Below are 8,248 nucleotides of genomic sequence, written 5' to 3' on the forward strand. Positions count from 1 at the left end.
TTTCCTTACTGACTTTTCCGCCCCTGCACGTCTGATTGTTGAGATTGATTTTCATTACTAGAAAACGCCTACAACAGACGAGCCTTCGCAGTGACCACGCCACGACAACAGACCCCGCGACCTTTGAGTCGCCTCGCCCTGGCCAGCAGCCTGGCCCTGGGCACCTGCGCCTTGCCGATGGGGATCGGCCAGGTGCAGGCCGCCGCACCGGTCGAGCGCGCCGAGCGCCAACTGATCCGCTTCGACATCCCGGCCCAGGCACTCGACCGCGCGGTGCTCGCCTATGCCGAGCAATCCGGGGTGCAGGTGTTCTTCGACAGCCGCAAGCTGGCCGGGCTGAACAGCCCTGGCCTGCAGGGCTCGCACGCGATCGAGGACGGCTTGCGTCGGTTGCTGCAGGGCACGCCGGTGCGCTATCGCTTCAGCGCCCCTGGTCAAGTGGGCCTGGAGCGGGTCGAGGCTGGCGAGCACAGCGTCGAGCTGGGCGCCACCCATGTCGAGTCCAGCCGTGACGGCGACTGGGTGTACATAGCGCCGCGCTCGGTCAGCGTCATCACCCGCGCGCAGATCGACCAGCGCCCGCCGCGTCACGCGGCCGACCTGCTGGAGCAGACCGCCGGCGTCTACACCGCGGTCAACCAGCGCGACCCCGGTCTGTCGGTGAACATCCGTGGCGTACAGGACTACGGCCGGGTCAACATGAACATCGACGGCATGCGCCAGAACTTCAGCGTCAACGGTCACCAGCAGCGCAATGGCGTGATGTTCATCGACCCGGAGTTCGTGCAGAACGTGGAAATCGACAAAGGCACCTCGGCCGGCATGGGCGGTGCTGGCGTGATCGGCGGCATCGCCAGTTTCAACACGGTCGAGGCCCGCGACCTGCTCGGTCCGGACAAGGAGATCGGTGGACGCCTGCGCGCCGGTCACGGCATCGGCGAGCTGGGCAACGGTACCTACTTCAACGGCAGCGCGTTGTTCGCCCTGGGCAACGAAGTGGGCGACATCCTGGTCGGCCACAGCGAGCGCCATTTTGGCGACTACCGCAGCGGCACCCAGCACGCCGGCAACCTCGGCACCCAAATGCGCGGCAAGCTGGAGGACCGCCAGGCGTGGAAGCACTGGCTCAACGGCGAAGTCGGCGCCATGGACAGCGTGACGCGCTCGCAGATCTTCAAGCTCGGCCTCAACCTGCCCGACACCCAGCGCCTGCAGTTCAGCTACTTCGAGACCGACACCGACAGCAAGGACGCCTGGACGGTCAAGGACGCCGGCAGCCATGAGTACTACTACCGCGTCACCGGCAGCAACGACATCAACGCCAGGAACGCGGCGCTGGACTACAGCCTCAACCCCAGCGACCTGGTGGATTTCAAGGCCAAGCTGTACTACGTCACCACCCGTCAGGACCGCTGGAATGCCGACAACGCCGCCTCGGCCACCAGCGGCAACCGGGTCGAAGGCTATAGCGACCGCTACCAGACCGACACCTGGGGCTTGCAGGTGCAGAACACCTCGCGCTGGCAGTTGTTCAAGGCCGACAGCTTGACCTTCAATTACGGCAGCGAGATGTTCCAAGACCGGTTCCGGCCCAGTACCGAGCGTGTGGCGGCCACCAACGAAACCGAATCGTTGCCGTATGTCCAAGGCGCCAACCCCACCGGCAAGCGGGTCATGGCCAGCCTGTTCGGCAACCTCAGCTACGAGCACGACGACTGGCTGACCGTCGATGCGGGCCTGCGCTACGACCGCTATCGCCTCACCGGCAAGACCGGGGTGACCACTTGGCTGTACCCCGAGGGCATTACCGAGACCAACCTGCGGCGCCAGCGGACCGACCTGCTCTTCGACCAGGAGCGCGAAGAGGGCCGCTTCTCGCCGACCTTCGGCATCGCCGTCAAGCCAGGGCCGGACTGGCTGCAGCTCTACACCCGCTGGGGCCGTGGCTGGCGCCCGCCGGCGGTCACCGAGGCGTACATGAGCGGACGTCCCCACGGCGGCGGCAACGAGATGGTCTACCCCAATCCGTTCCTGCAGGCCGAGCAGTCGCACAACTGGGAACTGGGGCTGAACATCTTCAAGCAATCGCTGCTGCGCGACGGTGATCGCTTCGCCGCCAAGGTCGCCTACTTCGACACGCGCATCGACCATTTCTCGTTTCTCGACACCAACGTCAGCCTGCCCGGCTCCAGTGTCTCGGGTATCGCCCTGGGCCGTTCGGCGTACCAGAACAACTTGCAAGCCACGCGTTTTCGCGGTGTGGAATACAGCCTGGACTACGACGCTGGCGACTACTACGGCCAGCTCAGCTACACGCACATGATCGGCAGCAACGACTTCTGCTCCAACCAGTTCTACCTCGGCGGCGCCCAGCAGTTGGTCAGCGCCGGCACCGTGCTGCGGCCAGTGCGCGTCGGCAGCCGCATCCTCATGCTGCCGGTGCGGGTCTCGCGGGCCGAAGCCAACGCCACGGAAAACAACCGGGTGAGCTGTGGCGACATCATGGGCAATGCCGCCTACATGCCGGCCGACCGTGGCGCGTTGACCCTGGGCATGCGCTTTCTCGAGCGCACCCTGGATGTGGGCATGCGCCTGCGCTACAGCGAAGGCAATGGCAAGAACCTCGACACCCATGGCTACAGCCAGATCGACCAGGCCATGTGGCCCAAGTACAAGGTCTACGACCTCTATGCCAGCTACTGGATGACCCCCAGCCTGAACCTGGCGCTGTCGCTGGAGAACGCCACCGACGAAGCCTATTTCGTCGCCATGGGCGATGCCAACAACCTGTCCCTGGCCCGCGGCCGGACCTTGAGCGGCATGCTCGAATACCGATTCTGAACCCCTGAGTTTGCCCATTCCGGGCGACACGAGGGCCGTTGGCCTTCGCTTTGACCACGCAGCACAGAGGAACCGTCATGACTATTTCCGTCACCTACGATCCAGCCTTCGGCAGCGCTACCGTCGATGACTACCTGGCCTTCTGGAGCGCAGGTTTCGTCACCGCCGGCCACGGCTACAGCAACACCGGCGGCTTCAGCAACGGCACCTTCGACGGTGACCAGTACGCCACCCATGGCGCCAACGGCTCGGACTACGCCTTCATTGCCGACTCCAACACCGCCAACGGCCTGCACTACGTGTTCGACCCGTCCAAGGCGCCGGGCGACAACCTCAACCACTACCTGTGGGGTTCGCTGGACAACGTCAGCCTGGGCGAAGTGCTCGGCGGCGGCAGTGGCAGCGACTTCAGCCTGGGCAACTACGTGGTCAGCTTCAATGGCCTGGACCTGGATGCTGCGCTGGGCGCAGGGCGTGCCGGCAACGAGGTGCAAGGTGTGATCTACGGCCTGATGCAGGGCAACACCTCGGCCTTGGAAGGGGTGCTGGACAACCTGTTGGCCAGCTACGGCGTGTCCACCGACAGCACCTTCGACGCCATCGCTGCCGCCCTCGGCGGTGGTGCGTCGAGCTTCGCCGCTGCCGAAGCGGTGGGCGTGCAGGCACTGCCTGAGGACCTGGCCCTGGCGGCCTGACCTTGGCATGAAAAAGGCCAATGGCAGATCGCTCTGTCATTGGCCCTGTTGCAGGCACCCTGGCCCGTGTCTTGTCGGGCCCAGGCCGGGGCGCTGCGAAATTCTGCGAGGTGGCGACGGCCGGGTCAATGGCCGCGCCGCCCCGTCCTCCGAGGTCCGCGATGAGTACACCCCGCAATGCCGCCACCGCTGAGCTGTGGCAGGCCCTGAAGGCCTGCCGGGGCGGCCTGGGCCATGTCGCCCTGTTCACCGCCGTGGCCAATGTGCTGATGCTGGCGCCGGCGCTGTACATGCTGCAGGTCTATGACCGGGTGCTGTCGTCGGGCAACGAGATGACCTTGCTGATGCTCAGCCTCATGGTGCTGGGACTGTTCGCTTTCCTCGGCGTGCTCGAGTGGTTGCGCAGCCTGGTGGTGATCCGCCTGGGCACGCGGCTGGACCTGCACCTCAATCCGCGCGTGTTCGACGCCGCTTTCCAGGCCAGCCTGGAGGGGCACAAGGGCAGTGCCCAGCAGGCGCTGGGCGACCTGACCCAACTGCGCCAGTTCGCCACCGGCCAGGCGCTGTTCGCCTTCTTCGACGCGCCGTGGTTCGTGCTCTACCTGCTGGTGATCTTTCTGTTCAGCCCCTGGCTGGGCCTGCTGGCGCTGGTCGGCGCGCTGCTGCTGGCTTCACTGGCCTGGCTCAACGAACGGCTGACCGAGGGCGTGTTCGTCGAAGCCGGACGCCTGTCGCAGCAGGCCGTGCAACAAGCCGCGGGCAACCTGGGCAACGCTGAAGCGGTCGCGGCGATGGGCATGCTCGGCGCCGTGCGCCAGCGCTGGAGTCTCTTGCACCAAGGCTTTCTGGCCCGGCAGAACCTGGGCAGCGAGCGCAGCGCAGCGATCACCGCCGTGTCCAAGAGCGTGCGCCTGGCCCTGCAGTCGCTGGTACTGGGCCTGGGCGCGTGGCTGGCGCTGGAGCACCTGATCAGCCCCGGCATGATGATCGCCGGCTCCATTCTCATGGCGCGGGTGCTGGCGCCGATCGATCAGTTGATCGGGGTCTGGCGCCAGTGGGGCGCGGCGCGCCAGAGTGCCGAGCGCCTGGGCCAACTGCTGCAGCGCCATGCGCCGTTGGCCAATGGTATGCCGCTGCCTGACCCTCGCGGACAGTTGCGCGTCGAGCACTTGAGCGCCGCGGTACCGGGCGGGGGGCGGTTGTGCCTGGAGGGCGTGGCCTTCGAGCTGGCGGCGGGCGAATCGCTGGGGCTGATCGGCGCCTCCGGCTCCGGCAAGTCGACCCTGGCGCGGCTGCTGGTGGGCGCGGCCAGTCCGCTGTCGGGCAAAGTGTGCCTGGACGGCGCAGCGCTGGCGCAGTGGGACCGCCCACTGCTCGGTGCGCACATCGGCTATTTGCCCCAGGACGTGCAGTTGTTCGCCGGCAGCGTTGCCGAGAACATCGCCCGCCTTGGCCCGGTGGACGCCGACGCAGTGGTGGCGGCCGCGCAGTTGGCCGGCGTGCACGAGCTGATTCTGCAATGGCCGCAAGGTTACGACACGCGCTTGGGCGACGGCGGCGCCGGGCTCTCCGGGGGCCAGCGACAGCGCATCGGCCTGGCTCGGGCGTTGTATCGGCTGCCGGCGCTGGTGGTGCTCGACGAGCCCAACGCCAGCCTGGATGACGCGGGCGAGCGCGCCTTGCTGGCAGCACTCGCGGCACTCAAGGCTCAGGGCCGCACGCTGGTGATGATCAGCCACAAGTCGAGCCTGCTGCTGGGGCTGGACAAGCTGCTGGTGCTGCATGAAGGCCGGGTCCAGCAGTTCGGTGCGACTGCGCGGGTGCTGCAGGCCGCTGCACGTCCCGCCAGCCCCACGCCCCCGGTGGCCACCACGGCGCGCACCGGGGTGACCTACAGCTTCAACCAGAGCGGGCAGAGGTCTTGAGCATGAGTGTGCATCCACTGTTCAGCCCTGGCGCCGCCCCCCCGGCGGACAGGGTTCATCCACTGCGCGACGATGCCAGCGCCCCGGCCAGGGCCGGGCGTTGGCTGGTGTTGGTCGGCTTCGGCGGCTTCGTCCTGTGGGCGGCCCTGGCGCCGCTGGACAAGGGCGTGCCGCTGAGCGGCAACGTGGTGGTCGCCGGGAGCCGGCAAGCGGTGCAGCACCCGACCGGGGGCGTGATTGGCGCGTTGCGGGTGCGCGACGGCGATCAGGTCGAGGCTGGCCAGGTGCTGCTCAGTCTCGATCCGACCCAGGCCCAGGCCCAGCAGGGCTCGCTGCGGGTGCAGTACGTCAACGCGCAGGCCACGGCTGCGCGCTTGCGCGCCGAGGAGGCGGGCGCGCCAACCGTGAGCTTTCCCCAGGACCTGCTCGCCGACGCGGCCACGCCGTGGGTCGCCACGGTGTTGGAAACCCAGCGGCAACTGCGCGGCAGTCGCGCCCAGGCGCGTGAGCTGGAGCTGGCTGGCCTGGGCCAGGGCATCGCCGGGGCGCAGGCGTCGCTCGGCGGCCTCCAGGGCGCACTGCTTGGCAAACAGGCCCAGCGCCAGGCCCTGGACGAGCAACTGCGCGGCCTGCGCGACTTGGCCCGCGACGGCTACATCGCGCGCAATCGCCTGCTCGATAGCGAACGCCTGTTGGCCCAGGTCAATGGCGCGATCGCCGAGGACATGGGCAACATCGCCCGCACCCGGCGCCAGGTGCAGGAGCTCACCTTGCGTGCCAGCCAGCGCCGCCAGGAGTTCCAGAACGAGGTGCGCCAGCAGTTGGGCGAGGTCCAGGCCAATGCCGAGGACTTGGGCAATCGCCTGCGCAGCGCCGAGTTCGAACTGGCCCACACCCAGGTACGCGCGCCGGTGGCCGGCACCGTGGTCGGGCTCAGTGTGTTCACCAACGGCGGCGTAATCGCCCGGGGGCAACAACTGATGGAGATCGTCCCCCGCGACGCCCCGCTGCTGGTCGATGCCCGCGCCCCGGTGGAACTGATCGACCGCCTGCAGCCGGGCCTGCCGGTGGAGTTGCTGTTCGTCGCCTTCAACCAGAGCACTACGCCGCGCGTGGCCGGGGAGGTGAGCCTGGTGTCGGCCGACCGCCTGCTCGACGACAAGACCCAGCAGCCCTATTACCAGGTACGCATCCAGGTCAGCGCCGAGGGCACGCGGCAGTTGGCCGGTGTGGACATTCGCCCCGGCATGCCGGTGGAAGCGTTCGTGCGCAGCGGCGAGCGCTCGCTGCTCAACTACCTGTTCAAGCCGCTGGCAGACCGGGTGCATGTGGCCTTGAGCGAGGAGTGATTCGATGCGTCTGTTGTGGCCCCTCGTGTTGCTGGGCGTGAGCCTGCGGGCTGTCGCGCTGGACTTGAGCGACGCCTATGCCCTGGCCTTGCGCAACGACCCGACCTTGCATGCCGCCCTCGCCGAGCGAGACGCCGGCATCGAGCACTTGAACATCGGGCGTGCCGGTCTGCTGCCGAACCTGTCTTACCGCTACAACCGTGCGCGCAACGATTCCGAGGTGACCCAGCGCGGCCAGTTCGGCGACGTCACCAGTCAGCGTGACTATCGCAGCTACAGTTCGACCCTGACGTTGCAGCAGCCACTGTTCGACTACGGGCTGTGGAGCGACTACCGCCGCGGCGTGGCCCAAGCGGCGTTGGCCGACGCGCGCTTGCGCGGTCGCGGTCAGGAGATGATGGTGCGGGTGTTCGCGGCCTACAGCGAAGCGCTGTTCGCCGCCGAGCAGATCGCCCTGGCCCAGGCCCAGCGGCGCAGCTACGCCGAGCAGTTGCACCTCAATCAGCGCTTGCTCCAGGGCGGTGAGGGGACGCGCACCGATGTGCTGGAAACCCGCGCCCGCCACGAATTGGCCCAGGCCCAGGAAATCGAAGCGGCCGACAACCTCGATGCGGCCCTACGCAGCTTGCAGGCGATCACCGGGGAGGCGGTGATTACCGAGGACCTGGCGCCGCTGCGCGCGGCGTTCGCGGTGCAGCCGCTGTCGCCTGCGCGCTTCGAGCCGTGGCGTGACCTGGCCGTGGCTCACAACGCCGAGCTTGTCAGCCAGCGTCATGCACTGGAGGCCGCCGAACAGGGCATCGAGCGCCAGCGCGCCGGGCATCTGCCCAGTTTGAGTGCCTACATCAGCAAAGGCATTTCCAGTTCCAGTTCCGAAAGCACCTACAACCAGCGCTATGACACCGACAGTGTCGGTCTGCAACTGAGCGTGCCGCTGTACGCCGGGGGCGGGGTGTCGGCGCGGGTGCGCCAGGCCCGCGCCGAGCGCGACGACTTGCAGTTCCAGGTGGACGCGCAAGTCAGCGACACGCTCAACCAGTTGCGTCGGCAGTTCAACCTGTGCGCCAGCAGCACGGCGAAAATCCGCGCCTATGGCCTGGCAGTGAAGGCGGCCAGCGCGTTGGTGGAGGCGACCCGGCGCAGCGTCCAGGGCGGTGAGCGGGTCAACCTCGATGTGCTCGATGCCGAGCAGCAGTTGTACGGCGCGCGGCGTGACCTGGCCCAGGCGCGCCACGAATACCTGCGCGCCTGGGTGCAGTTGCGCTACCTGGCGGGGGTGCTGGAGGCGAAGGACCTCGATGTGTTGAACCGGTATTTCGTCGGGCGTGAGTGAAGGTCGCGGGGGGGGTTGGGGGGGGGGGGGGGGGGGCGCCCCCCCCCCCCCCCCCCCACCCCCCCCCCCCCCCCCCCCGCCCCCCCCCCGCCCCCCCCCCCCCCG

Annotated in this window: 5 protein-coding genes; all 5 read left to right on the forward strand. The window is 68.0% G+C overall.

Annotated features, from left to right (window positions below; all coding sequences use genetic code 11):
• Positions 1 to 177: 177 nt before the first annotated feature.
• The 5 genes from Q6A47_RS22465 to Q6A47_RS22485 all read left to right on the forward strand — a co-directional run bounded on the left by Q6A47_RS22465 (position 178) and on the right by Q6A47_RS22485 (position 8,143).
• Positions 178 to 2,841 (forward strand): TonB-dependent receptor, encoded by a 2,664-nt coding sequence (locus Q6A47_RS22465; protein ID WP_304485434.1) that lies wholly within the window; start codon positions 178 to 180, stop codon positions 2,839 to 2,841.
• Between the two features lie 77 nt (positions 2,842 to 2,918).
• Positions 2,919 to 3,536 carry a heme acquisition protein HasA gene (locus Q6A47_RS22470; protein ID WP_029614778.1) on the forward strand — a complete coding sequence of 206 codons (618 nt, stop codon included), beginning with the start codon at positions 2,919 to 2,921 and terminating at the stop codon, positions 3,534 to 3,536.
• Between the two features lie 161 nt (positions 3,537 to 3,697).
• A complete protein-coding gene (locus Q6A47_RS22475) occupies positions 3,698 to 5,461 on the forward strand; it encodes a type I secretion system permease/ATPase (RefSeq protein ID WP_029614779.1) in 1,764 nt (587 codons plus the stop codon).
• Between the two features lie 2 nt (positions 5,462 to 5,463).
• Positions 5,464 to 6,810: an HlyD family type I secretion periplasmic adaptor subunit gene (locus tag Q6A47_RS22480; protein ID WP_304485432.1), complete on the forward strand. Its 1,347-nt coding sequence runs from the start codon at positions 5,464 to 5,466 to the stop codon at positions 6,808 to 6,810.
• A 4-nt stretch (positions 6,811 to 6,814) separates the two neighbouring features.
• On the forward strand, positions 6,815 to 8,143 hold the full coding sequence (locus tag Q6A47_RS22485) for a TolC family outer membrane protein (protein ID WP_304485433.1): 1,329 nt from the start codon (positions 6,815 to 6,817) through the stop codon (positions 8,141 to 8,143).
• Positions 8,144 to 8,248 lie beyond the last annotated feature (105 nt).

Source organism: Pseudomonas boreofloridensis (assembly GCF_030580795.1).
Classification (GTDB): domain Bacteria; phylum Pseudomonadota; class Gammaproteobacteria; order Pseudomonadales; family Pseudomonadaceae; genus Aquipseudomonas; species Aquipseudomonas boreofloridensis.

Coding starts and splice junctions, on each gene's coding strand:
- Q6A47_RS22485 (WP_304485433.1), top strand. CDS start 6,815: ATGCGTCTGTTGTGGCCCCTCGTGTTGCTGGGCGTGAGCCTGCGGGCT.
- Q6A47_RS22475 (WP_029614779.1), top strand. CDS start 3,698: ATGAGTACACCCCGCAATGCCGCCACCGCTGAGCTGTGGCAGGCCCTG.
- Q6A47_RS22480 (WP_304485432.1), top strand. CDS start 5,464: ATGAGTGTGCATCCACTGTTCAGCCCTGGCGCCGCCCCCCCGGCGGAC.
- Q6A47_RS22470 (WP_029614778.1), top strand. CDS start 2,919: ATGACTATTTCCGTCACCTACGATCCAGCCTTCGGCAGCGCTACCGTC.
- Q6A47_RS22465 (WP_304485434.1), top strand. CDS start 178: ATGGGGATCGGCCAGGTGCAGGCCGCCGCACCGGTCGAGCGCGCCGAG.